Origin of the sequence: Streptomyces sp. NBC_01244 (assembly GCF_035987325.1) — a bacterium.
Classification (GTDB): Bacteria; Actinomycetota; Actinomycetes; order Streptomycetales; family Streptomycetaceae; genus Streptomyces.
The window spans coordinates 7,118,856-7,142,688 of the sequence record NZ_CP108488.1; the positions used below are offsets into that span (position 1 = coordinate 7,118,856).

The window sequence follows — 23,833 nt, forward strand, 5'->3', positions numbered from 1 at the left end:
CTATGACACCCGCCGCCCGCCAACGCTGGTCAGAACTCAACGACCGCCAGCGGAGCTACCTGGCGGTCTTCTACAAGCTCGACCAAGAGGCCGAACACGAGCAGCGCAGCCGGTGGCACCGAAGCCTGCAACGGGACCCAGCCGACACCTGGCGCTGGATCCCCTATGACACGAAGCACCCGGGCGCCGGTCCCACCGTCTGCCAACAGCGCCTAGACACCCAAGGCCTGCGCGACACGGGGGCCGGAGCCACACTCGCCGCACTCTGCCGACGGGGCCTGCTCCGCACCCGCGAGATCCGAGTCGACACGCTCCCCGGACACCCCACGCAAACACAGATCCGCCTCACCTCAGCTGGACGTGCAGCCGCCCGGACGAACGAAGAGCAGCGGCGGACAGAACCCACCACTCTTCCGCAGTGGATCGCCGAAACTCTCCAAGAGATCGCTGAGGCTGGACCCGACGGGCTTGCCAAGTACAGCGTCGGCCGCGCCGCGGCGCGGCAACTCGGACCTCAGGGCCTCCACCTCATCGAGGAGGCCAGCCCCTGGTCCTACCGGCTGACGCCCAAAGGCAACGACGTCACGCTCGCGCACCACCAATCGCGATCCGCACCGACGGCCAATGCCTTACCACGCGGACCGCGCAACGACCCAAACAACTAGATGATCAATTCCAAGGGATGCCTGCGGAGGGTGTGGGGTGGGCGGCGGCCGAAGCCACCGCGAGACGGTCAGGCGGCGGGCTGCCGGCCGTGGTTGTCGAGGTGGCAGCGGGCGGTCAGGCGTCAGGGTCGACTTCGGGGTGCGTGAACCGCACGGGCTTGCCTAGCGACCGGGCGTAGGCGATTTCGGCTCGGGTGCTGTCTCCGATGTAGTCGCCGACGACGAGCACCTCATCAGCAAGCCGGATCTTCGCCCGGTGCAGATCGTCGAGCCGAACCTTCAGAGCCTCGGCCTCGACAGAATCGGAGCAAAGTTCGTGCGGCGACTTCATGTCACAGCCCGGTTTGACGACAATCCTTCCGGCTTTGGTCTCCCGCAGATCGGCCTCGGTCATCTCGGTCATGAAGCGGGTGGAGCCGCAGATCACGACGATACGTGGGAGGCTCAACAGCTTCTTCGCGTCGGCGAGCTTCTCCTCCGGGGTGAGCAGTTGCGGGTATGACACTGGTTCCTCCTGGTGGTGTGGTCCAAGGGGTGCCTGCGGAGACGAAAACGAGGGGCGGACACTGAGACGACCGAGAGATCAAGGGGCCGATCCCAGCACAACGATGTCCCCCGGCGGAGATTTGCTGCTCCGGGTACGGGGGGCACGGCGGCGACCACGTGTGGATCCGATGGCGTCATCGGGTCGGGCGGAACATCATCACGAGCGGCGGGGAGTCTGGTGAGGGCTGGGCGCTGCCTATCGCCTCATAGCCCCAACCCTCGTACACCTGCTGTACTTTCCCGTCACCAGCGGTCGGGTTCACCATGAGCGCCACCGCCGTATCCGTCCGCCTGGCGAGGAGTCTGTCGTGGATGCGTCGCGCCAGGCCCGTCCCCCGGTGAGGTACGACCACGCCGATCTCCTTGAGGGCCAGGACCGGTTCGACGGTGTGCTTCGGGTCGACGCCTTCCGCTCGGGTCCACCACCGGTCGCCGGCCTCGACGGTGTTGCCGTACGCGTACCCGACCGGATTCCCATCGTTGTCGAAGGCGATCACTGCCACGAACCCCGGCTCCCGCCCGTGCCGGTCCAAGCGGTCGGCGAAGGTGGGCACCGAGTAGTTCGGCAGGTGCAGCAGCGGTTCGCGGACCTTCGCGTACACCGCGATCAGCGGCACGGCGGCCTGTTCCAGGTCGGTGTACCGGCGCAGCCGGATCGTCATACGGGTGTCCTCCGGGTCTCGCGGACGTACTGGGTCCAGGTGTGTGCGGGTGTGGTGTCCGGGGCGATCTGCTCCAGGCGGGAGCCGAAGGTGCGCAGCATCCCGACGACGCGGGGATGCATCACGGCCTGGTCGGCGGGGACGGACATGGCGGTGGCCACGGCCGGTTCGACGTCGCCCTGTTCGAGCTGTGCCCGTGCGACGCGGGTGGTGGCGATGGCCTTGGAGCGGTGCATGTGGGGGCGCAGGCTGGCGAGGCAGCGGTGGCCGTGGAATTCGGCGCGGGCGAAGTCGCCGAGGGAGAGGTACGCGGACAGGGCGAGGCTGTCGAGTTCGGCCTGGTCGTAGAAGGCGTTCATCCACACGGGCCGCTGTGCGTGGGGGTCGGCGCGGTTCATGGCGTCCTGGGCCTGGTCGAAGCAGCGCCGGGCGGCGATGCGGTCGCCTGCGGCGCCGTGGATGGCGGCGTGACGGGCCAGCCCGAGGGAGGCGAACATCGGGTCCCGGCGGGTGAGGGAGAGCCCCCGGGCCACCGTGTTGGCGGCAGCGGCATCGGCCGGGCGGCCCATGTGCCGGTACATCGTCCCCGCGTGGGACCAGATGCGGAATTTGATGAACGCGTCCCCGGACATTTCGGCGAGGGCCTGGGCCTCGCGCATGTGGCCGATCGCGTCGTCGAAGCGGCGGCCGTCGATCGCGGCCCACATAGCGGAGGACCGGAACGCCGCCGCCGAGGCGTAGACCTGCCCCCGAACCCTTTGGCTGGCGCTGCCCGTCTCCTGGAGGGCCAGGGCTCTACCGGACATCGCAGCGGCCTGCTGCTCGATGCCGAGCTGTCCGCCGTGGCGGTGGTCGCTGGCGATGATCTCGGCGAAGTGTCGCTGCAGGCGTTCCACGTCGCTCGTGGCAATCCGGCGGGAGTTGGCGGTGGGGGTGACAGTGGGGGTGGCTACGGCTGCGGTGATACCGGCCATGAAAGTTCGGCGGAGCACGGGGTCCTCCCGGGGTGCTGCTGTACTGGGTGGGGCGAACCCTAAGTCCGCTACCGGGCAGGCGAACACCCGCTCCAGCGCGGCCCGCGTACGCCCGATCGGGCGCCGGGTGGTGCCGTTCAGCAGGTTCCGCACGGTCCGCGCGGAGATTTCCCCCGGCCGGCCAGTGAGCACTTCGAGGGCCGTGTTCATCTGACCTGCGAGTTCGTCCTGGGTTAAGCCGAGGTCCGTTAACCGCTGCCTCAACACGGTGTTGTCGCCCATGCCACCGACCGTAGCCGCAGCGTCACTTGGCGGACAGGCCGATCGCAAAGCGCGGGTAAAGTCTTCCGGTCGTGTACGTGGTCTAGCCCTCCAACCCTTCCTGTCTTCAAGGCCGCCGCAGTCGTTCACTGAACATCGTCACCGGGCAGTCCGGACTCCCTGCCCGGCGGAAGCACGAGGAGAGTCCCGCCCGTGCCCCCGTCGCGGGCGGGACGGCTCGCCCGACGAGGAGGAGAGCGTTGTGACCACCACGCACCGTCCGCCGTCCCACCAGTCGCTGCCCGCATGGCTGCGTGAGGGCGCCCGCGTCACGGACGCCGCGAAGGATCGGGAGGCGATCGTGCCGTTCATCGGTTCGTGGGAAGACCCGCAGACCCGCCGGATAGTGCCGTGCGCGGTGTTCCTGCGGCCCGAGGACGGCGGCACAGAGTGGATCGTCGCCCCGGGAGCCGTACGGGAAGCTGCCAGCCGGTGAGCCTGACTCTGCGCCTATTGCCGGAAGAAGCCCTGGCCCGTACGCCCAGCCCGGAGCGGTGTGTGGAGATCACCCAAACCCACCCCTGGACGGCGACATGACCGACGTACGCACCCTGCGGATCGCCCCGGCTGATCTGGTTCGCCTGCGCATCGAGGCCGACCTGGTGCTGGGGTTGATCCGGGCCGAGGCCATGCGCGCCGAGATCGCGTGGGCGAAGGGACTGGGCCGCCCGTCGCCGACCAGAGAGCCGAACGTGTCCCTGCTCGCCCGCCGCTTCGAAGCGCTACGCCGGGATGCCCTGGTACCGGCTTGATCCACTGACCGGAAACGCCCTTACGTGCGATGAGGGCCAGCGGATCTACTACGAGACTTCTGCCCGTACCCGAACTGATCGTCGGTGTGCGGGCGGATACGCCGCCGAGGCCAGGTTCTTTGGCGGTGGTCCTGAACGACGACCGAGAGGATGCACCAAAAATGCGAGGTCACGTTCCGTCCAACGAAATCACCGCCGAGGGCTACGCGCCCATCTACCACCAGACGAAGAAGCGCATGGCCGACGTCTTCGGCGTCCGCGACGACCGGCACTGGCCCTCGGGTGAAGAGACGTGCTCCGACTGCTACAGCGTCACCCCGCCCGTCGCCACGGTCACGACCGGCTCCCCCGCGTAACCGCACACGCCACGCAGTGAACCGAGGCCGGGTGCCGCTCATGGTGCCCGGCCCCTCACAGAGACGGAGAGTGCACGTGGACAAGATCAAGCTGGTGGCCGAACCGGGCGCCATCCTCGACAAGTGCCTCGCGGCCATGCCTGACATGGACGACGGCCTGCGCGAGCGGCTGCGCCTGCTGGAGGAGTACGACATGGGGTTTTTGCTGCTGGGCATGAGCCCGCGCAGGCTCCTGCGTGACGGCCGGCTGTTCGACAACGAGCAGGTACTGCCCCTGCTGCTGTGGTTCAGCCAGTGGGACAAGCACTGCCGGTACTGGGCCGCCGAGGTCATGAAGCAGTGGCTGGTGTTCAACCGGTCGGAGGGCGACTTCGAGGGCGTGCCGGACGAGAAGGCGATCGAGTTCCGGGACTACTTCTTCGCGAAGTACGCGATCCCGCTGATCGAGGAGTTCCGCCAGTACGTCGCGCTGACGATGCTCTACCCCAACGAGCACAACGCGCCCTCCGGCCCCGTCGACATGGTGTGGCACGGGTTCATGCTCAACACCGAACCGTTCGAGGACTTCAGTCACCGGATCTGGGTGGGAGCCTTGCACATGGCCCCGGAGGTCCCCGAAGAGGACTACGCCGACATCCCTGTGGCCAGCGGCCGGTAGCCGTGAACGGGCCGCATGATCTCGCGCGGGCCGCCGAGGCGTTCCACGAGAACGGATTCGTGGTCCTGCCGTCCATCATCCCCGTGGATGCGGCCGAGCACCTGCGGGTCCTGACCGAACAGCGCTACCAGGACCCGCAGGTCCACGCCGCACCCGAAGAACTCGACCTGCTGCGCGGCGACGTGAGCATGATGCGCGTCTTCGAATGCGACCCGGCGTTCCGCGAGATGATCGACCTGGAGCCCCTTGTGACCCTGGTCGAAGCGCTTCTGGGACCGGACTGCCACGTGATCGCCCAGAACGCGCTCCGCATCCCGCCGGGGAAAGGCATCATCAACTGGCACATCGACGACGCCCTGTTCTTCCCGTTCCTCAGTGACACCCCGACCGTTCCGGCCGTCGGTTCCATCCCGTGCTTCGCCCTGAACGTCATGATCGCCCTCAGCGACATCGACGACGTGCAGCACGGGCCGACGCAGGTCATCCCCGGGAGCCATTTGTCCGGCCGACGGCCTCCCTACAGCTCCGACCTCCCCGGCGCGCCCACGTCACTGCTCGCCCGAGCCGGTGACGCCTATCTGGTCAACAGCCAGACCTGGCACCGGGGTGCGCCGAACCAGTCCGACCGCACCCGGTACCTGCTGACGACCGCGTACGGAAGGAGGTTCATCAGCCAGCGCTTCTACCCCTTCATCGGGTACCGGCTACCTGACGGGGTACTCGAGGGGGCCTCCGCCCGCGTTGCCCGACTCCTCGGCCGGCACGGCAAAGGCCCCTACGGGTAGACCCGTCACACCCACCCGGTCCGGTGCCGCAGCCACGCACGCGCTGCCTCGGCGGCCCGGACCTGGTGGGCTCGCAGGAAGGGAACACCTGGGGGAGCCGGTCGCCGTGACGACTTCTCCCAGTAGCCCCCCAGACCTGCGGCGAACGCGGTCAGCACCTGCGGGTCCTCTGGCTGCGGCAGATGACCCACCGCGGCCGCGGCCTCGGCCGGCGAGTGCCCGTCCATGATGAGGTGAGGTACCAATACCGCCGGGTCGATCCATCCCGCGCCCTGGTTCTGGTACGACCAGTCGATGATGACGACGCGCCCGTTCTCGCGGCGCAGCATGTTGTCCGGCCGCAGGTCCCAGTGCAGCAGCGTGTTCCCCTCGGCGGCCTGCTGCCAGTCCTGCTCGATCGCGGCAAGGGTGCCCAAGTGCCGCGCCGCCCACGGGTCGAGATCACTAGGAACCTGCCCGGCCAGGAAGGACCATCCGGTGAGCCACCTGCCGATCAGGTCCGCGATGGGCTTCGCGCCGTCCAGCGGCGACGGGGTCAGCAGCTTGCCCGCCTCCTCGACAGCAGCCAGCACCGCCACGGTGTCCGCGGAGCCCGGGGCAAGCACGGGAACGGCGCCGGGGATGTCCTCAAGGCACAGCCACCACCAGCCGCCGCTCTCCTCCGGCGCAGCCCACCACACGACACCCGGCCCCACCCCGGCAGGAAGCACCGACGTCACGGCGATCTCGTCCGCGTACTGCGGGGCGAACGGGTGGTCAGAATTCATGCCCTTGAGAAATACGCGCCGGCCGTCGTCCAGGAGCAGCCGGGACGCCACCCCCGGGGTGAAGCCGCCCGTGCACGCCACCACGTCGGCCACCCGCGACCCCAGCCGGAGCTCCACGTATTCACGCGCATCGGAGGGAAGGGACGCCCACTCGGGCCGGACAGAAGTTACGGACACGAGGTACTCCCTGGGAACGGCTGCCGGGGAAACAGATGCTTCCGGCAGGCTAGCGGCCGGGCAAGACGCCGCGCTGAAGTTCAGCCACCGCCCGCGGCGCTATCTCTTGGGCATCCGTGTACCCCACGACCACAACGCTTTGATCCGCACGGCCGCGCCCCGCTCTCCAGCGTGATCAGGAGGGCGGGCGCTCAAAACACCCAAAACCCGCAAGGTCGGAAATGCCGAAGCCCTCGCCAGCAGGAGCTTCCGACGGGGGCATCGTTGTGCTCTGTTCGTCTGCCGGAAGAGCAGGGCGGCACCCCGTCTGGAGAAACGGGGTGCCAGCTAGTGCGGGATCAGGTGGCCGGAGCCAAGGCCTTGTCGAGGGCCTTGCCGAGGTGCGTGTCGACCAGGCCGGGACTTCCGGAAAGGACGACCAGGACGGTGCCGGAGCGTACGGCGACCTGCTTGATCATGGTGGTCCGGCCGCCGCTGGTGAGCGTCATCACCGTTGCCCACCGTTCATCGCCGCGCTCCGGAGCGGTGACCTTCTGGGTGGTGACGTCGATGGGCGTGCTGCCGGACGCCAGCTGGTACTTCGGGCAGGCGGCCATCGCGTCGAAGATGGTGCGGGTGCCGGAGGAGAGCTTGTCCTCGGTGTCGGTGTAGATCTCTTCGGCCACCTCGGAGTCGCCGGACCCGCTATAGGCAAAGGTGACCTTGGCCTGGGTGGGGAAGTCGAGCGCCCCTCCGGCAGCGGCTCCGCCGAGCTTCTCCATGGCCGGGCAGCCCACGACGGCGATGTCGTCGTGCTTCGGGTCCTGCTGCGGCTGGACCCGGTAGCCGGAGCCCATGTCCACGATGTCGAGCAGACGAGGCCCGAGCTGGTCGGCCGAGAGCGGCGCGGCCATCTTGCCCTGCTGCGTGGTGCTGGGGCTGCTCGCTTGCCGGGGTCCGAAGGAGCCGAGTTCCGGTGTGCTGCCGGTCGAGCAGGCTGCCAGCGTGAGCGTGGCCGCTGCCGCAAATCCGAGCAGGATGAAGCCGTGGTTTCGCATGTGTGATCCCCCCGTGCGTGTGTGCGGGCCGACGGTACCCCCTGGCGATGGTGATCTTCCAAGGGAGGTGATGCCGAATAGCGAGGTCAGAGGATCGCGCCCGCGAACGTGCCGTCGTACCCGAAAGACGTCAGCCCGTCCTCCCGACTGCCGAAGACCCCTTCGATCGGCCCCGAGTTCCGCGCGTACCAGTCCCCGTCGAGACCGGGGACGAGCGTCTCGTGGGCGCTGCGGCAGCGAACCCACACACGGTCACCGCTGTTGAGCACCAACCAGTCCCGGTACGCCCCGCACTCGGTGCAGGCGATCACCTCCCCGTCCACGGACAGCGGCGCCCAGTAGCGCATCATCGTCCCGGCGAACTGCTCCGGCGCCGGCACGCACAGGCCGGCCGGTATCTCCACCGAGCCGGTCTCGGCCGCACCGGCCGGGCGGACCGCACCGTTGTGGGCCGGTTCCTGCGCGGCGGAGGCCATGCGCATCGCCTCCGCCTGAAACTCGCGGACCGAGCGGTCCTGTCGGGTTCGTCTGCTGCGGAACATGTGCGCCTCCGGGTGGTTGTGGTCCGCGTGTACGGTCACACCCTCTCTCGGGGGCGTGACCTGGTTCTACTCAACAAACGTTCACAGGCCCGGCGAGCGGCGTGAGGGCCGTTCGGCGGCGGGGCGGGCACTGCTCGGGCGGGGGGCATTTCCTCTGGATGGCGGAGTGCCCTTGGCCGGATCGGCGGGCAGGTCGGCCATGCGGCGCAGCCGCCACACCAGGACGTCGCTCACGGAATCGGCGGTGCCCAGCTCGCGGCGGGACGCGGCGGCGGCGAGCAGAGGCCCCGGCTGATGTCCGGCGGCCTCCGCTTCGGCGAGCGTGGCGGCCAGCGCAGGCCATCCGGGCTCGGCCAGAAGCTGCTCGGCCAGGTCAGGCAGCGCCTGCCGCACGACGGCTTCGTGCCGGCGACGGACCGGAAGCGAAAGGCGCCGACCGCGTTCGCGCAACACCCCAAGGGGCCTGTCGGCGGCACTCGAGTAAGCGGTCCGGAGGTACCCGGCGGCCTGTTGAGCAGCGGCGGCCTGCTGGGCGTGCCCCTTCCTCGCGTGCCACAACGCGGCGGCGGTGACCAAGAAGAACAGCATGTCGATCACCATCGCCGTGGTGGCGCCGTCCTCGCCGCGGCCCAGGGCCGGGCCGCCGTGTGAAAGGTCGCGGGCAGCCTGCCGCAGCGCCCGGTCGTGGTGGCGTACGGCTCGGACGTGCGACCGCGAGGCTCGCTCGAACGCTGCCGCGGCTTCGCGGAGCTCGCGGCGTGTATGCGCCGCGGAGGTCTTGGAGAGTGCGTCCAAGACCTCTCCGGCTGCGGCGATGTGAGCGGCGACCGCGCCGTCCTCCCCTTGGTCGATGACCAGCACGGCTTGCCAAACGGCTCCGGCCGCGCGGCGGCGAGCCGATGCCGGCCTGGGAATACCCGGCTCTGCCGCCAACCTCGTGCCGTCGTCGGTCCCGGCCCCGTTGTGCATGCCGCTCCAGCGCTCACGGATGCGCGGCAGGGACAGGTCGGGGGCGAGTTTCGAGCCCGAGTAGAACACTGGGTCGCCGTCCTTGTTCCGGTCGTCGGGCAGGGCGACGGTGTAGCCGAGAAGGTCTCCGGACGGTGCGACTCGCTTCCGGACGAGGAGGCCGGAGGATGCGAGGCGGCCGAAGAACTCGGTGTCGCTGCTGGCGCCGGCCACCGCGCGGCGTACGGTCTCGCGGAGTTCCTCGCGCGGGGTGCGCTCGCGGTGCTCGCGCTCGGCCTTGTGGCGCTCAGCGCTGGTGGGCCGCTGGGCTGCGGTGCGGTCGCCGGCGTTGAGGCGGCGCAGCCCGAGTTCGGCTTCCAGGAGGCGGGCTTCGTCCTGGACGCGCTGGGCGTCGTTGTCGAGGTCGGGCTTGTAGCCGTCCTCGCGGACGAGGGTGGCGATGATGTGGATGTGGTCGTCGGCGTGCCGGACCGCCGCCCAGCGGCATCCCGCCCCTTGGTCCGGGTCGTCGATTCCGGCGGCGGCAACCATGCGCCGGGCGACGTCCGCCCACTCCTCGTCGGACAGGATCCGGTCGGTGGGGGCGTTGCGGACGGACAGGTGCCACACATGCTGGGCGGGACGGCTGCTCTCCTCAGCGTTCTGTACGGGCTGGTCGAGGAGGCGCTGGAGCTGCTTCAAGGTGGCCTGCGGGTCGCGGCCGGGGTCGGGGGCGTTGTCGTCCCAGGAAGCCACCAGGTGCGGGTCGGTGTGCTCCTCGTACTTGCCCGGCCCGTACAGGTAGGCGAGCAGGCCGATGGCGCGCTTCCCGCGGTTGTGGATCCTGGGGATCATGCCGGTGTTGTCCTTCTAGGTCTGGTCGAGCAGGTGGTCGGTGGCGGCCTGGACGCGGTCCACGGCCCGGCGGACGGCGGCGAGGACCGCGTCCAGTTCTTCGGGCTGGCCACCGGAGTTGATGGCGCGGGTGATCTGGTTGAGATTGGTGCCGACGCGGCCGAGGTGCCGGCGGGCGGCGAACAGCTCCGAGACCATCTCGCGGTGGCCGGCGATGGCGGCGGCGGTGTTGTCGAGGTCGTGCGCGGCGGCCATGCCGCTGCGGGCGAGGAAGGCGGGCAAGGTCGTGCGGGCTGCTGCTGCGGCGCTCGACAGCAAGGTCTTCTCGTCGTCGTTCAGGCGGACGCTGCAGACGTGACTTCGCTTGTCGGATGGCGGCTTGGGGGAGCGCTTACGCGAACTGTTCGGTGCGACGCGCTGTCGGCGTCGGGGTGGTTGCTTCTCCTCCGGCTGCGATCCGCCCTCGGTCGCTGCCTCCCGGACCAGTGCCCCCCGGCGCTGGTCCGGACCCGCCACCCCCGGGGCGGGCTCTGGCCAAGGCACCTTCCCCAACGGGGAAGAGTGTCTTGGCCGATAACTTGCTCGCCCTGAGGTCGGGTTGGTGACCGGCTGCCCCGTGGAGCTGGGCGGGGGACTGATCGGGTTCGTCATGATCTGCGGGTCCTCGTGCGGCGGATGTGGCGCTGAATGTCGGCCGCGACCTCGACCAGCGCACTCGGGCCGGGCAGCACTCGGACGGGTGCGTCGGGGTGGTCCTGGACGAGCCACTGTCCGGTGGGCGTGGGCATTGCGGCGTGGAGGTGTCCGTGGCGGACCAGGACTTCCGCCCAGGCGTAGGCCTCGGCATCGTCGGCCACTCGTGTGCGGCTGTGGGGTGCGGGTGGGCGGGACAAGGCCGGCTCCATTCGGTGTCTGTGGGGGCGGTGGCCCGCATGGGAGGGCGGGCCACCGCGTGGAGATCGAGTCCGCAGGGCATTGACCTGCGTCTTTGGAGAATCAGCCGCGTGCGAGGCGTTCCTTTGTCACGGTCGTGCTCCGCTTCGGGCGGGGGAGGTGGGAGAGCGCCGGGTCCCGGTACAGCACTTCTTGGAGCTCGGCGAACCTCTCGTTTCCGATCGGGAGGTTCTTCTCGCGCAGGTAGGGGCCGATCACCCGGCGAGTCATCCGGCCACCGGCGAGGGCGGCTTCACGCGCGATGGGGAGCAGTACCTCCAGCGGCACGGGATCGGCCTGTGGTCCGGGGGTCTGGTCCGGGGTTGGTCCGGCGGGGTGTGGTCCGGGGGTCTGGTCCGGGGTTGGTCCGGCGGGGTGTGGTCCGGGGGTCTGGTCCGGGGTTGGTCCGGCGGGGTGTGGTCCGGGGGTCTGGTCCGGGGTTGGTCCGGCGGGGTGTGGTCCGGGGGTCTGGTCCGGGGTTGGTCCGGCGGGGTGTGGTCCGGGGGTCTGGTCCGGGGTTGGTCCGGCGGGGTGTGGTCCGGGGGTCTGGTCCGGGGTTGGTCCGGCGGGGTGTGGTCCGGGGGTCTGGTCCGGGGTTGGTCCGGCTGGCTCTGTTCCGGAGGCCTGGTCCGGTCCGCGCTGGTGTTCGGCGTGAGCTGTGGCGCTGCTGGTTCGATTCGAAGGCGGCTCGGAATCTGCCCCGAGGTCGGTCCGAAGCAACTCGCCGGGTGCCCGGTTGTCCCCTGGCCCGGGGTCCGTTGCCGGACCGCTGCTCAGGGAGTTGGGAAGGCCAGGTTCGACTCCTTGGCCGGAGCCCGGTCTGGTAGCCCCGTTGGTCTGGTCCGCGGTGTCTGCTTCTCGTGGCCTCTGCTGGTCCGGACCGGACTGGTGGTCCTGCACGGAGCAGACATGTCGCTCCGAGGGTGCCTCGTGGTCCGTGTGCATCTTGGTCCGCTGGTCCGCCTCGTTGGTCCGGGGGGAACTGCCGACCTGGTGGCGGGTGATGAGGATGTACAGGTGGACCGCGCCGGCGAGGGCCAGCGGCGCGAGGGTGGACAGCACCGCGACGACTGTGTCGCCCAGGCGCAGCCCGCTGGCGAGGACGGTCTGCTGGTTCAGCCGGACCGCGTGGAGCGCGTTGGCCCAGATGCTGGCCGCGGTCGCGGTGCCGAAGAGCGTCCACACGTAGAGCCGGGCGCGCAGCGGGGCGGAGGCCAGCACGAGGAGGGCGCGGACGCCGTACGCGATGAACCCGTCGACCACGAGCGGGAAGAGGTAGGTGAGGAACCCGCGGACGTGGATGGCGACCGCCATCTGCTGGAGTGCGTCGTACGACAGGGCGCAGCCGGCGGTGCCCAGTGCGACGATCGCTATGCGGTCCCACGTGCTCACCGGCGCGACCTTCATTGCGGGGTTGGTCACGCGGCCGTCCTGAAGTCGACGACCAGGGGCGGGACCGCGGCCTTGGGGCTGTTGACCACTTCGGCGTTCGTGAGGGCAGCGGCTTGCTCCGTGGCCGCCTTCTTCTGCTCTGCGGCGATGGCATCCCGCTGCTTGTTCATCAGCCTGCGGGTGTAGCTGTGCTCGGTGCGCAGCAGCTTGCTCACCTTGTCGATGCTCCACCCGAGCTGGACGGTCTTCCGGATGACGTGGTCGCGCTCGGTTGTGGACAGGGCGACGTCGCGTCCCTGGAAGATGGCCTCTACGCGCTGGTAGTCCAGGCGCTCGGAGGCCTTCTTGTGGTACTTCCTGCGTTCGGATTCAGTCAGGCCCGCCCTGATCCCAAAGCGGCTTCCGGTGTCCATGGCGGCGTTGAAGCACTCCTGTCGCACCGGGCAGTGGCCGCAGATCATCTTGGCCCGCTCGATGTCTTCGGTGGCGCTGGCCTCGGGGAAGAACGTTTTGTCGGCCTCCTTGATGTCCATGCCGTAGCAGAGAGCGCGCTCGTTCCAGCTGTGGTCGGCGATGCCGCGCAGGGCGTTGGCCAGCGTGGTGGGGGTGGTGGTGTAGTGCATGGGGTTCTCCGATGTGCCTCACGGCCGGCGCGCGGTCACCACGTCCCCGGCGGCAGCGGCGGGGTGGCGTGGCGGGTCCAGGCGGTGAGGCGGGCAGGGGCGCGGGGGCAGAGGCCGCGCCGGTGTTCTGGGTGAGGAGAGGGTCAGGCCCGCAGGTAGCGGTTGTCCGGGCCGTTGAGTTCGACCTGGACGCACATGCCGGCCAGACGCGACAGGACGCGGTCGCCGATCTTGTCGCGCAGTACTTCCTGCTGAGCGGGCATGCCCGGCGTGTGGATCGGCGGAAGGTTCGTGGTGACGATCGTCGGCAGGTGCCGCTCGGCGCGGTAGTTCAGCAGCCGCCCGGTCAGTTCTTCGTTCCAGGGCGTGTGCTTGGGCAGCCCGAGGTCGTCCAGCAGCAGCACCGGCGCCCGCATGTAGCGGCGCAGCATCCACTCCGGGTCCACGCCCGGCCGGGGCCGCATTTCCGCGTAGAGGTTCGCGGTGAAGACCGCTTCCCAGGCCACGCCGCATCCAGCCGCCGTCAGAGCCCGGATGGCCCCGTACGCCTGCCGGGTCTTGCCTGTTCCCGTCGGTCCCCACAGCAGCAGGGAGGGGCCGTGGCTGATGGCCCGGCGGCCTCGGCCACCGCGGTTGTCGGCGACCGCAGTCGCGGCGACTTTCGCCACCCAGGCCGCGACGACCGGGTGGTCGGCCTCGGCGTCCTGGTAGTCGAACGGGATCCGGGCCTGCGCGGCATCGAGGGCGGGCTGGAGGTCCAGCCCGTCAGGTATCTGCGGTCCGTCGAAGTCGATGCCTCGTTCGGTCAGCTTGTCCCGCCACCGGGCGACGAGCGGGTGCTCGCCGGCCTGCAGGGGCTCCCTGAGGGCGGTGCGGGTCACAGGCTCACTCCGAAGGTCGTGGGGGCGGGGGCGGTGGTGTTGAAGTAGGGCGTGCTGGCGGATGAAGCGCTGGCCCAGGGCCCCGCGCCGGAGGCGGAGGACGAGCTGTTGACGACCGCGTTCACCAGGCTGGCGAGGGTGGAGGGGTTTAGCCCCTTGGCCCGCAGCTGCCCGAGAGCGGTTCGCACCGCGTCCGGCTCGAAGCCCTCGTCGAGCAGGGCCTTGATCTCCCGGCCCAGGTGTCCCAGGACCTTCTGCGGCGGGCGCTGTCCGCATTCGGTGACGTACTCGGCCACCAGCTCCTTGGTGGAGACCGAACCAGGGGGAGTGACCGGCGCGGGCGCCTCGCGCCCCGTAAGGGAAGATCCAGGATCCAAGATCCTAGATCCAGACGCAGCCCCCTCCCGGAGCCTTCCGGGAGTGTTCCCGGAGGGCTCCCGGAGAAGCGTCTGACCTGTGGTTTTGGAGCTGACCAGAGTCGGCTGGGCGGGCGGCGCGGACGGCTCCGCCTCGGGTGCGAGCATCGCGTCCCCGACGATGTCCCGCGGGTACAGGGCCGCCTCGGATCCGATGGAAGCCCGGGGATCGAGGACTCCGGGAGGCTTCCCGGAGTCCTCCGGGAGCCCTCGCGGAGTCGGTTCCGGGTGGCGCCGCTCGGCCTGCGGGCAGCGGTCCGAGTCGCAGCCCCCGCACTGCAGGTGCTGCTGGTGGAGCGGGCAGCGCGACAGCCGGGAGGCGGAGCGCTTGTCGATACGCTGGTGCTTCTCCCACGACACCAGGTGCAGATTCGGCTTGCCGTCGCATCCGATGTAGCGGCAGAGGACACCGACGCCGGCCAGCGCATCGAGGTCCTGCTCCACGGCGGTGACGTCGGGGTCCCCACGCACCATCCAGACGTGTCCGGTGATGAGGGACGCGAGGTCCTTGTGGCGCCCCGAGTCGTCGGCGTGGCTGATGAGGCCGAGGAAGGTGCGCTCGGCGTGGAGGCTGACCTTGGCGAGGGCCTCCGACTGGAACCACTCCGGCTTGATGGTCCGGATGCGCGCCATCAGGCAGCACCCCCGCCCAGGGAGCCGGTGCGCAGATCGAAGGTCCGCGCGAGGGCCCAGTCGGCGCCCGGGTGGCAGCGGATGATCCAGCGGGCAGCGACATGGGCCTGGGTCCGGCTGATCCGCACGGCGCCCCCGGTCGCGTTCGTGGCCCGGACGTCGAGGTGCGGCCAGGCGGTCCGGCCGTCCATCAGCTTGACGCGGACCTGGGCGGCCTGCGGCAGCATCCGCTCCAGGCGTTGCGCCAGCATGCGGGACCGGATGGTCGGCGGTTCCGCGCAGGCCTCGACCGACGGCCTTTCGCGCAGGGGTGTAGACATGCGAGACTCTCCCGTGAAGTGATCCGCACCGTGTTCCGTGGAAAGGGGGCCGGTGCGGTGTAGGTAGGTGACCTCAAGGGCTCTTGCTGGAGCCCGAGGTGATCTGCGCTCGGCGCATGGAGCTGCTGGTTCCCTGCGCTGCACAGTCGGCGTCGGGAGTTGCTGCTCTCCGGCGCCGTTTCTGTATCCCTAGCCGCTGCTTTCGTGCGGCTCGCGCTGCGTCCTCACGGATCCTCCCCCTGGTCTGGCATCCCTCCGGGCTGGTGCCCGGCGGGTTCGGCAACAAGCTATGCGGACCCCCGCGCAAGGTCTAGACATAGCTCTAGAACCCGCGCACTGCGGCGCAGTACCCCTGTGACCAGGGCAAAGCCCCCGCGCGTGGCCTTGGGGCGTGCGGTCGGCCCCGCCGCGTCCAGGGCCTTCTTCGAGATCAGCGGCTTCCAGCGCGGTCGCCGCGCACCAGCTGCCCGAGCGCCGCCGCCTCGCACTCGAGGAATCAAGTGGCCAAGTGGCCCCGCCGCCGGCAACAACTGGATACCGAATCTGGGCGTGCGTTGCGCAAGTGGTGGTGACGACGCAAACTCATTGGGTCCCCCTTGGGAAAGTCGGCTGGGTCCAGCTGTATTCAGGGCACTTCGGACGTGGCGAGATTCGGCCACTTCAGGCTTCGGGCGATGTCCCAAGGGGCATGCCTCGGCAGAAGAGCTGGCACCATAGAGGGACGCGGCGCCCCGACCAGCAGGTCCGATACAGGAACGTACGTTAGTTGCGCGGATGTATCAAGCCTGGATTACAGTGGCCTAGACGCCGCCCTGATTGTCTAGACCGCCACCTCGCAGGAGTTCATGTGCCCCCACGTCAGTTCGACGGCAGTCGCGTACGCGCTGTCCGACGGGGCAGAGATCTCAGCCAGAAGCAGCTGGGCGAGATGGTGGGCGTCAGCGGCCCGGCCGTCGCGCGATGGGAGGGCGGCCAGGAGTTCCCCAAGGGTGAGAAGCTCCCCGCGATTGCCGCAGCGCTCAACCAGGCGCTCGATGTCCTGTTCCCCCACGACGGCCCACCGGACCTGCAGCTCCTACGCTGCGACGCCGGCCTCAGCAAGGCACAGGCCGCCGAGATCATCAACGCGAGCCGCGTGCCACTGAACAACGCCGAATCCGGCCGGCGCAGGCTCAGCGATGCGTACGTGCCGCCACTCGCGAAGGCCTACGGGGTAACCGAAGACGAGCTGCGGGCAGCGCAGGACCGCTCGTTCGGGCTTCGCGATACGTCCTCGGATGACGAGCAGACGTCCGCACCCCGCACGATCGAGGAAAAGATCAACTACCTCCTGCAGTACGGGTATGTGGGCCAAGAGCCCCCGTCTGACGAGGAAATCGCACGGGCCGTCAACGAGCATGCGGGCGTGGCTACCGTCACGGCCGACGATATCGTCGCGCTCCGTACCGGTGTCGCAACCGACGCTTCCGACGTAGTGCGTGCAGGGCTCGCCCGTGCCCTCCAGGTCGACGCCGCTCTCTTCCAGGACGACGCCGAGGTCAACCCTGCGGCCCGCGACTTCTTGGAAGCGATCCGCTTTCTCGGCTCGATTCACCGAGGGCAGATCCTCGGCTTGGCCGCCCGCGGTAATCAAACGGGCCTGTCTGCGGAAATGATGGCCAAGATCAACGAGGTTGTTGGAGAACTGAAGCACAAGCTGCCAGACGTGGGCGGGGAGTAACGCCGCCTGCCAGCAGGTTCGCTGGGCTCGTGTGCAGCAGCTCAGCGTCAGCGCCAATACCAACAGGCGGCTCTCGAAGGGAGGGCTCCGCGGCGTCTTCGCTCCGCGGACTCGGCACCTGGTGCCGAGGGCCGGCTGCGCGCAGACCAGGCAGGTCCCGCAGCTATTCCACAGCCGGGCTGATGCCGACAGCGAAAACGGGACTACGAGGTCGCCCCGATAAGTCGGTGCAACGTCGTAGTCCCGTTGTCGTTCGTGAAAGCGGTATGCCAACGCCCTTGGTGGGCACCTGCTCGTTCTCGGCTGTTCGGCATGCACTGCTGCCGCATGTGCTCGTCGGGGCGGTCGGAGTTCGAGGTCCTGGCGAGCTTGCAGCCCCACGGTCGCGAGCTGACGACACTGGCGGATCTGCAGGCCAGCTGGCAGCGCCCGAGTACAGCCAGCCGGCTGCACTCGCGGCGACTCGCTACGGCGCTGCGGTGAGGTCTAGGCCGAGCAGGTTCGAAAGGTCGGCTACCGTCTGCTGGGGGTCCGTGTTGTGCACCCCTGCGAGGCCGAGCTGTTCTGCCGCCTGAACGTACGCCTTGGTGTCGTCGACGAAGACGCACTGCTCGGCGGGCAGGTCCATGAGCTTGAGCGCGGCTTCGAAGAGCTCCGCGTCAGGCTTACGCATCTGGTAGTGCTCGGAGATCACCACAGCGTCGTACAGCTTCTCGAGCTCATAGCCGTCGTACAGGTCCCAAGGGGCGAGCCCCACGGAGTTGGACAGGATGCCCACCTTGATACCAGCTCGCCTCGCCGCGGCGGCCGCGTTGATCAGCAGCGGCTCAGGACGCAGGCCACCGAAGATCCGGCCCATCAGGTTGTCGGAAGAGACGCCCAGCTTCTTGCCCGCGATCTCGTTCCACTCGGTCTGACTCACCGCTCCGCGCTCGAGATCGCTGGTGATCCGGACGCCCTCTTCGTCCTGGTACAGCGCGGAGATGCACGCACCCTGGGGAAGCCCTTCACGCTGCTCGAAGGCGAGCACCACTGGCAGCAGGGGAGTGGTGAGCACGCCTCCGAAATCGAGGATGAGGCCGGTGCGGTTGGACATGCGGGAACTCCATTGCTGAGACTTTGGACGCCTTCCAGACCGGACAGCGTCGCGGCCCCGGCTACGTGTGGCGACGGCAGCATCTGTGCGTCGCAGGCCAGGGTGCACTTACGGGGCGGAGCAAGACCTATCAGTCCGCGGAACCCACGGTACCAGCCGTGTTCACACAGTCGTTCGTGCTTAATGTCACTAACCGGCCCGCCATTCAAGATCGCTATGTCGCATAGAGCCGCGAGCCGGGCAAGGCGCTCTGAACCGAGAACTCGGCCTTCATCCCAATCGCGAGCTATTGGGTAGGTCCGATTTCTGCCTCTTCGGACTGCTCGAGAAGCGTCCGGGCCTGAGTCGTGGTTATGTGCGAGTAGACCGTACTCACACGCGTTAGCCAGGCCGCTTCGCTATCGGTATCAACGAACGGCTTCGCTTTCAGGGGGCCGACGGCGTACCGACTGGCTTGTGCGGTATCAGCGGCTTGGACTGCGGCCTTGATCCAGTACGCTTCCGCGGCCGGCTCGGGGTCGGCATGTGAGGCAGTCATGTCCTCTGCGGCGAACAACAATTCTTTCGGGGCGTAATACCGCAGCTTTTCGCAGGCATCGGCAATGTCCTGAGTCCAGCGGTCCAGGCGAACGTCGCTGGGGACGCGCATATGGATGAGTTCTCCTATGCGCGATCCAGGCGGGTACAGGCTCGTCCCCGGAAAGGCTTCCACCAGGTCGAACCAGAGCGGATAGATCCTGTATAGGGTGCACCACGTCTTCCAGCGAGCAGCGGCCGCGCGGGTAGTGGGAATGCTCGCGCCCACCGCGACGATCAGGAACAGCAGGTTCATCCATACTGCTGTGGCGTCTACAAGAAGCTCCACCATTGAGGAACTTAGGGGGAACATCACCGCTCCCCAGAGGATGGCGACACGGGCCACTGTGTGGACCAGGCCCATCCACATCGAGACCCCCATCAAGCCCAGCCCAACGCGCATGCTGGTGCTCTCAGCCTGTCGTGCCGCTCTGGTCCATTGGTAGCCACAAACCGCAGTCGTGATGAATGGGAAGAAGTAGAAAACGGTCATGTAGACCGCAGCTCCCCACTCCCCAGCATGATCGATTAGGAAGCTATGGCTCGGAGTGGTGCGGTCCAGCACAGTGAAGAATAGGATCGTAAGCAGGATCACGCCTACTGCACCTGCTTTATAGGATGCGCGGGCGATCCAGCGCGAGACCGCGACGTGCCGGGGTGCGACGGTCTCCGAGCTCTTCCCATAGCTGGTTGCGACGTAAGTCAAGGCTGCGATGATGGCGGCAGTGCTGGCGAAGTGTCTGAGCAGGGCACTCAGGTCGACTACGGGGATTCGATCCACCGCACGCATCGCTGCTGGCGTGTAGAGCCATAGGGCTACGGCGAATCCGGCGTAGCCGCCCCAGAGGGCCCGGCGATGAGCATCGGCGTACCGAACTGCCGGGAATCGCCATACGGCGATGACGGTCATCACTACCGCAGTCAGGTATTTGAAGAAATCGAACACGTAACCAGTACATATCTACGGGCTGGCTGGATCCTCACCAACCCGGAAGGCCGGTTGACCACAGCCGCGATTGACGGTAGGCGGACTGCGTAGTGGCTAAATCGCCAAGCCGGAAACTCGGTCTTGGTGAACGCCGGTCACTCGCGGTTAGACTCGGCGCCGCGGTGGAGCAACGGGATGAGAAAGTGAGGATTCAAGGAGGCTGACCATGTCGTCTCCTCCGATCGGCTGACGGCGCGCCAACCGCTTTATCAGCGATGCCGAAAGCTCGGCCCGTTTTTCCTCGGGGCTATCGAAATTCACGCGCCCTTGGATCAGAGTCGTTGGGAAACGCCGAAGAACTTCCTCGCGGATGTGTTCAGGTACGTATCGCTCAATCTCGGCAGCCGTCAGGTTAGTTCCGTGGTCCAGCCACTCATGCGCGAGCTCATGGAGGATAATGTGCTCGGTCTGGCAGCGACTTGAACGGCGGCGGTAGAGAATGATCGTGAACTCCGGCGCTTTGACTCGAAGGCCACATGCGGTGCCCAAGCCCCCATCAGGATCATCCATTGGCACCAGGCGAATCTGACGACTCAGCGCATTTTCCATATTCCGCACCAGCGCCTCGACGCTGAAGGGAACGGGGACAGGTAGATCGGCGAGCAGCTTCTCGCACTCCTTCACGAGAGCGCGCCGTGAAGGGTCCCGACGCCAACGCATAGTTGCTCCCTTGAAGTACCACTCGGGATTCCGCTGGCGGTCCCCGATCCCGATATCCGCTTGCGGGACGCTAGTGGCCAGGGGCTCGCACTTGAGGTGTGCGGTGGCCGGGCGGCGCATCCAGCCGACGGCCTGATCGTACAAGGCGGAAAGCGAGGGCCACACAGGCTGAGCCTGTTATGAAGGTCACCAAAGCGCAATAGGCGCATCATCCCGGTGGCAAGATCGAAAATTCGGACCGGGCTTGATCCAATTTGACAGACATCGGAGATCGCGGGCTCTGGCCCCGGAAGGATGATCTCCATCATGGAGAGCGCGGGGAAGGAGAAGCCGCGCTCACGTCGCTTGTTTACGCTGGCGCTCAAGGCCGAGATCGTCGATCTATGCCGGCTGGTGACCGCTCGGCTGGTCAGGTCGCCAAGGGCTTCGATCTCACCGAGACCGCGGTGCGGGACTGGATGGATTAGGCCGAGGTCATCGCAGGCGAGCGTGATGGCCTGACCCGCAGCGAACGTGAGGGCGCCGCCTGCGGGCCCGCCTCTACCTGGCCGAGCTGATCGCACACGGCGCCCACGTAAGCGGGTTCGACCAGAGCGCGGACATGGTCCGCCACGCCCGCAGTCGTCTCGGCTCAGGCATCGAGGAGCGTCAGCACGACCTCGACGACCCGCTCGACTGGATTCCCGACGAGGCAGTGGACCTCGTCCTCGCCACCCTGGTCATCCACTATGTCCGCGACCGCGGTCACCGCTCTGCGCGAGCTCCACCGGATCCTGCGTCACGCGGGGCGCCTCGTGTTGTCCACCAGCCACCCGACTGCAGACTGGCTCGCCGACGGCGGCAGCTACTTCGACGCCCGCCATGTCGAAGAGACCTGGACCGGCGGGATGCTGCACCGCTACTGGCGCCAGCCCCTGGAACGATGGGTAGGAGAGATCACTGAGGCAGGGTTCATCATCGAACGCCTGATGGAACACCGACCCACCCCGGCAATGGCCCAACACCACCCCCGCGAATACGCCAAACTGTCCGTGAGCGCGGATTCATCGCCCTCCGGCTCGCGAAGAACGCCGCTCCCGATCACCATCCCCGGTCCTCACGGGACGACGCCACGAAGGGGAACTCCATGCTGACCTGTGAGAACACGCGATGAGTACTACTGGTAACCCGGCCTATCAGTTCTTGCGGAGTTCCCTCCGTGCCACCTCTGCCGCGTATCCCGGACGGGTGTTGCCCGCTTCCTGCGCCCAGAGCGTGGCCGTGTAGATGTGGATGCCGAGGAGACCGCTCAGGACGACGGCTGGGAGTTCGCCGGCCAGCTCCATGAGCGCGGTGTTGCGCCCGGCTCGGGCCCGGATCCCGATGCGGTTGAGTCGGGCCGTGATGGAGACGCCGTCCATGGGGCGTCCGGGGAATGCGCCGGGGAACAGCCAGGGAGTGCTGTCCGTGTGGCCCACCACGGCGTGCCCCCGGCGAGTGTCCACGAGTTCGAGAACGAGGCCGGCCAGGGGTTCCGGTATCTCGAGTGGCTTCCGCCCAAGCTGCAGCTGGACCCCGTCGTGAGTCTTCGTGACGTGCGAGGTGGTCAAGGCTGCGATGCGCGTGCAGGACTGGCCGTAGAGAAGAACGAGGCAGCCGGCGACCCTATCCATGGTGGCGATGGTCGTGTCGTGGAGAAGGCGGCGGCTCAGGGCCCATCGTTGATCGACCTCAGCGAGCATTTCCTGGCCGCGCGAGGTGGTGTGTGTGGGCACTGTGATGTCGTGGGCATGTCCGCGGCTGACGACCCAGGTGAGGAAGTTCCGGACGGCGTATCTGCCGGACTCCTCGGAGCTCAGCCACTGGTCGATATCGCTCTGTGTGCACGTTTCCAGGCTCGCTCCACGTTCTCGAAGCCATGCGAGCAAGCGGATGGCAGCCCGGATTTCGTGCCTCATGAAGTTGTAGCCACCGCTGGTTATCCGACGGCGCCGAGGAGAGCGCCGTCGGAGCCGCCGCAGGTAGAACCATGTGGTGAACGTTCTGATGACCTGGCGTTCGGCGGGGTCCTGGACCTCCTCAACGGTGCTGGCGACCCACTTCTCAAAGCGGACCAGGAGCTCGTCCCGCTCGGGCAGTACCCCTGTCGATACCAGTGCGGCGCGGAGGTATCGGATCGAACGGGGCTGTGGGAGGCGGTCGAGTACTTCGTGGGTGACCTCTCCTCGTTCAGCTGCCAAGGCCCGGAGGAGCAGGGGGGTTCCGGGGTGCCGCAGCCGAATGAGCAGGGAGTGGGGATCGCTGGCGGCCAGGGCCGTCACGACGGGCGCGAGTTCCGGGCGGACTTCGCCGTCCGGTCCGGTGAGAAGCGAACGGAGCTGCCTCGGTGCGGCGCACTTCGGGCAAAGCCCGAAGTGGTGGAGACGACCTGTGGTGCCGCATTCAACACATTCGCGGAAGGACAACGGGCTCTTCCCGAAGCATCGCCCGCAGAGGGGCTGGCCGTCAGGCGTGCGGCTGGACACGTATCGGACGTTCCCGCAGGTGCTGCACGTTTCCCGGCCGCGGCCGCAGGGAGGGCAGATCGCCCCACCGTCGGCGGTCCGGATGTAGACCTCGTGGATGGTGCCGCAGAGCGAGCAGGGTTCGCGAACCAGCCGGGCGGCGCAGTTCGCGCAGCGCGGAGCCTCGCTGTCCGCGTAGTGGCACGGTTTGTGGTTTCCGCAGACGGAGCAGACGGCCAGGGGCGGGCGCCAGCACGAGTCGCAGATGCCGTGGCCCTGGTCGTTGTGACGTCGCGTGAACGCGGGCTGACCGCAGCTGCGGCAGGCTTGGTGGAAATGCGGGTCGGAGTGCATGCAGTGCCCGCACAAGGGCTTGCCGTCAGCGGCTCGGGTCGCCACGTTCCGGCTGTTGCCGCAGCGCGAGCAGTCTTGGAGCCTGGTCCTGTCATAGCAGCGGCGGCAGCACCGGGCGTCGTCCCGTCGGAATCGCAACGGGACGGTGCGCTCGCAGAAGGGGCAGGCCGGCAGGGTCACGCCGAGGGCACCGTGCTCCACCAGTGCCTCGATCAGGGTGATCATCCGGGGGGAGCCGTAGGCCCCCTGGCCGGAGATCAGCTCAGGGCGCCGGGTCAGATCGCCGGCGACCTCTCGGCGTTGGAAGGCCTTGGGCAGGGCTCGTTCCACGATCTCGGTGAGCGCGTCTTCGTCCAGGCCCGTGTCCTGGCTCCGGAGGACTTCGCAGATCACGGCCGTGTCGTCTGTGGCCTCGGGTGGGTGCCGGAAGCAGCGCGCTCGGTCATCGCGGTCCCGCATGGCCACTGCCCTGGTCTTGCCGCAGACCGCGCACGGTTCCCGACGCTTGTTGGCGGTTCCTGCGCAGGACTCGCAGATCCGGCGGGGTCCCTCGACGCGGGGCAAGGGCCGCTGCTGGCCGCACCGAGCGCATCGCGGAAGGACCAGGCGCTTGGTGCCGTGAACCTGGAGAGCCCTGATCAGCAGCTCGACGAGCCGCGGGCCTTCCGGCCGGCCGGACGTCAACAGATCTGGGGCGTCCTCGAGTGCCTGGG

At 68.2% G+C, this 23,833-nt stretch carries 26 protein-coding genes; 8 read left to right on the top strand and 18 right to left on the bottom strand.

The genetic code is table 11. The annotated features are described in order from the left end of the window. The first annotated feature begins 2 nt into the window (after nt 1-2). A complete protein-coding gene (locus OG247_RS31975; RefSeq protein ID WP_327255430.1) occupies nt 3-665 on the top strand; it encodes a hypothetical protein in 663 nt (220 codons plus the stop codon). 115 nt (nt 666-780) lie between these two features. On the opposite strand, the gene OG247_RS31980 is transcribed toward OG247_RS31975, so the two are convergent. From OG247_RS31980 to OG247_RS31990, 3 genes are all read right to left on the bottom strand, one after another. Continuing rightward, nucleotides 781-1,170, bottom strand: a complete 390-nt coding sequence (locus OG247_RS31980) for a hypothetical protein (protein ID WP_327255431.1) — start codon at nt 1,168-1,170, stop codon at nt 781-783. A gap of 175 nt (nt 1,171-1,345) precedes the next feature. After that, the gene (locus OG247_RS31985; protein ID WP_327255432.1) at nt 1,346-1,873 is read right to left on the bottom strand and encodes a GNAT family N-acetyltransferase; all 528 of its coding nucleotides are present in this window, start codon (nt 1,871-1,873) and stop codon (nt 1,346-1,348) included. Next, entirely contained in the window at nt 1,870-2,865 is a 996-nt protein-coding gene (locus OG247_RS31990; RefSeq protein WP_327255433.1) for a hypothetical protein, read from the bottom strand. Before OG247_RS31990 ends, OG247_RS31985 begins: the two co-directional genes overlap by 4 nt. Nucleotides 2,866-3,370: 505 nt before the next feature. Here OG247_RS31990 and OG247_RS31995 point away from each other — a divergent pair. From OG247_RS31995 to OG247_RS32015, 5 genes are all read left to right on the top strand, one after another. Continuing rightward, on the top strand, nt 3,371-3,604 hold the full coding sequence (locus tag OG247_RS31995) for a hypothetical protein (RefSeq protein ID WP_327255434.1): 234 nt from the start codon (nt 3,371-3,373) through the stop codon (nt 3,602-3,604). A gap of 97 nt (nt 3,605-3,701) precedes the next feature. Beyond that, nucleotides 3,702-3,920, top strand: coding sequence for a hypothetical protein (locus OG247_RS32000; RefSeq protein WP_327255435.1), 219 nt, complete (start codon nt 3,702-3,704; stop codon nt 3,918-3,920). Nucleotides 3,921-4,081: 161 nt separating this feature from the next. After that, entirely contained in the window at nt 4,082-4,276 is a 195-nt protein-coding gene (locus OG247_RS32005; protein ID WP_327255436.1) for a hypothetical protein, read from the top strand. Nucleotides 4,277-4,352: 76 nt separating this feature from the next. Next, on the top strand, nt 4,353-4,934 hold the full coding sequence (locus tag OG247_RS32010) for a hypothetical protein (RefSeq protein ID WP_327255437.1): 582 nt from the start codon (nt 4,353-4,355) through the stop codon (nt 4,932-4,934). Nucleotides 4,935-4,936: 2 nt separating this feature from the next. After that, nucleotides 4,937-5,719 carry a phytanoyl-CoA dioxygenase family protein gene (locus tag OG247_RS32015; RefSeq protein WP_327255438.1) on the top strand — a complete coding sequence of 261 codons (783 nt, stop codon included), beginning with the start codon at nt 4,937-4,939 and terminating at the stop codon, nt 5,717-5,719. A 5-nt stretch (nt 5,720-5,724) separates the two neighbouring features. Here OG247_RS32015 and OG247_RS32020 read toward each other — a convergent pair whose 3' ends face one another. The 11 genes from OG247_RS32020 to OG247_RS32070 all read right to left on the bottom strand — a co-directional run bounded on the left by OG247_RS32020 (nt 5,725) and on the right by OG247_RS32070 (nt 15,243). Continuing rightward, a complete protein-coding gene (locus OG247_RS32020; RefSeq protein ID WP_327255439.1) occupies nt 5,725-6,663 on the bottom strand; it encodes a phosphotransferase family protein in 939 nt (312 codons plus the stop codon). Between the two features lie 338 nt (nt 6,664-7,001). Beyond that, nucleotides 7,002-7,700: a hypothetical protein gene (locus tag OG247_RS32025; RefSeq protein ID WP_327255440.1), complete on the bottom strand. Its 699-nt coding sequence runs from the start codon at nt 7,698-7,700 to the stop codon at nt 7,002-7,004. Nucleotides 7,701-7,786: 86 nt separating this feature from the next. Further along, nucleotides 7,787-8,281, bottom strand: coding sequence for a hypothetical protein (locus OG247_RS32030; RefSeq protein WP_327255441.1), 495 nt, complete (start codon nt 8,279-8,281; stop codon nt 7,787-7,789). Between the two features lie 42 nt (nt 8,282-8,323). Continuing rightward, nucleotides 8,324-10,045: a relaxase/mobilization nuclease domain-containing protein gene (locus OG247_RS32035; protein WP_327255442.1), complete on the bottom strand. Its 1,722-nt coding sequence runs from the start codon at nt 10,043-10,045 to the stop codon at nt 8,324-8,326. A gap of 15 nt (nt 10,046-10,060) precedes the next feature. Then, complete coding sequence (locus OG247_RS44930) at nt 10,061-10,696, bottom strand: MobC family plasmid mobilization relaxosome protein (protein ID WP_442813467.1); 636 nt, start codon at nt 10,694-10,696, stop codon at nt 10,061-10,063. After that, nucleotides 10,693-10,938, bottom strand: coding sequence for a hypothetical protein (locus OG247_RS32045; protein WP_327255444.1), 246 nt, complete (start codon nt 10,936-10,938; stop codon nt 10,693-10,695). Before OG247_RS32045 ends, OG247_RS44930 begins: the two co-directional genes overlap by 4 nt. 103 nt (nt 10,939-11,041) lie before the next feature. Beyond that, complete coding sequence (locus OG247_RS32050; protein ID WP_442813673.1) at nt 11,042-12,385, bottom strand: DUF2637 domain-containing protein; 1,344 nt, start codon at nt 12,383-12,385, stop codon at nt 11,042-11,044. An 11-nt stretch (nt 12,386-12,396) separates the two neighbouring features. Then, the gene (locus OG247_RS32055; RefSeq protein ID WP_327255446.1) at nt 12,397-12,993 is read right to left on the bottom strand and encodes a WhiB family transcriptional regulator; all 597 of its coding nucleotides are present in this window, start codon (nt 12,991-12,993) and stop codon (nt 12,397-12,399) included. 143 nt (nt 12,994-13,136) lie between these two features. After that, nucleotides 13,137-13,874, bottom strand: coding sequence for an ATP-binding protein (locus OG247_RS32060; protein WP_327255447.1), 738 nt, complete (start codon nt 13,872-13,874; stop codon nt 13,137-13,139). Beyond that, a complete protein-coding gene (locus tag OG247_RS32065; protein ID WP_327255448.1) occupies nt 13,871-14,923 on the bottom strand; it encodes a hypothetical protein in 1,053 nt (350 codons plus the stop codon). The genes OG247_RS32060 and OG247_RS32065 overlap by 4 nt, the downstream gene beginning before the upstream one ends. Continuing rightward, nucleotides 14,923-15,243 carry a transcriptional regulator gene (locus OG247_RS32070; protein ID WP_327255449.1) on the bottom strand — a complete coding sequence of 107 codons (321 nt, stop codon included), beginning with the start codon at nt 15,241-15,243 and terminating at the stop codon, nt 14,923-14,925. Before OG247_RS32070 ends, OG247_RS32065 begins: the two co-directional genes overlap by 1 nt. 847 nt (nt 15,244-16,090) lie before the next feature. On the opposite strand from OG247_RS32070, the gene OG247_RS32075 reads away from it, so the two are divergent. Continuing rightward, entirely contained in the window at nt 16,091-16,963 is an 873-nt protein-coding gene (locus tag OG247_RS32075; protein ID WP_327255450.1) for a helix-turn-helix transcriptional regulator, read from the top strand. A 466-nt stretch (nt 16,964-17,429) separates the two neighbouring features. Here OG247_RS32075 and OG247_RS32080 read toward each other — a convergent pair whose 3' ends face one another. The 3 genes from OG247_RS32080 to OG247_RS32090 all read right to left on the bottom strand — a co-directional run bounded on the left by OG247_RS32080 (nt 17,430) and on the right by OG247_RS32090 (nt 20,247). Continuing rightward, nucleotides 17,430-18,059 carry an HAD-IA family hydrolase gene (locus tag OG247_RS32080; RefSeq protein ID WP_327255451.1) on the bottom strand — a complete coding sequence of 210 codons (630 nt, stop codon included), beginning with the start codon at nt 18,057-18,059 and terminating at the stop codon, nt 17,430-17,432. A 286-nt stretch (nt 18,060-18,345) separates the two neighbouring features. Then, nucleotides 18,346-19,581: an MAB_1171c family putative transporter gene (locus OG247_RS32085; protein WP_327255452.1), complete on the bottom strand. Its 1,236-nt coding sequence runs from the start codon at nt 19,579-19,581 to the stop codon at nt 18,346-18,348. Nucleotides 19,582-19,728: 147 nt separating this feature from the next. Beyond that, complete coding sequence (locus OG247_RS32090) at nt 19,729-20,247, bottom strand: hypothetical protein (protein WP_327255453.1); 519 nt, start codon at nt 20,245-20,247, stop codon at nt 19,729-19,731. Nucleotides 20,248-20,884: 637 nt separating this feature from the next. Here OG247_RS32090 and OG247_RS44935 point away from each other — a divergent pair. After that, nucleotides 20,885-21,226 (top strand): hypothetical protein, encoded by a 342-nt coding sequence (locus OG247_RS44935; protein WP_442813469.1) that lies wholly within the window; start codon nt 20,885-20,887, stop codon nt 21,224-21,226. Nucleotides 21,227-21,458: 232 nt separating this feature from the next. On the opposite strand, the gene OG247_RS32095 is transcribed toward OG247_RS44935, so the two are convergent. Then, on the bottom strand, nt 21,459-22,502 hold the full coding sequence (locus tag OG247_RS32095) for a hypothetical protein (protein WP_327255454.1): 1,044 nt from the start codon (nt 22,500-22,502) through the stop codon (nt 21,459-21,461). Between the last annotated feature and the right edge of the window lie 1,331 nt (nt 22,503-23,833).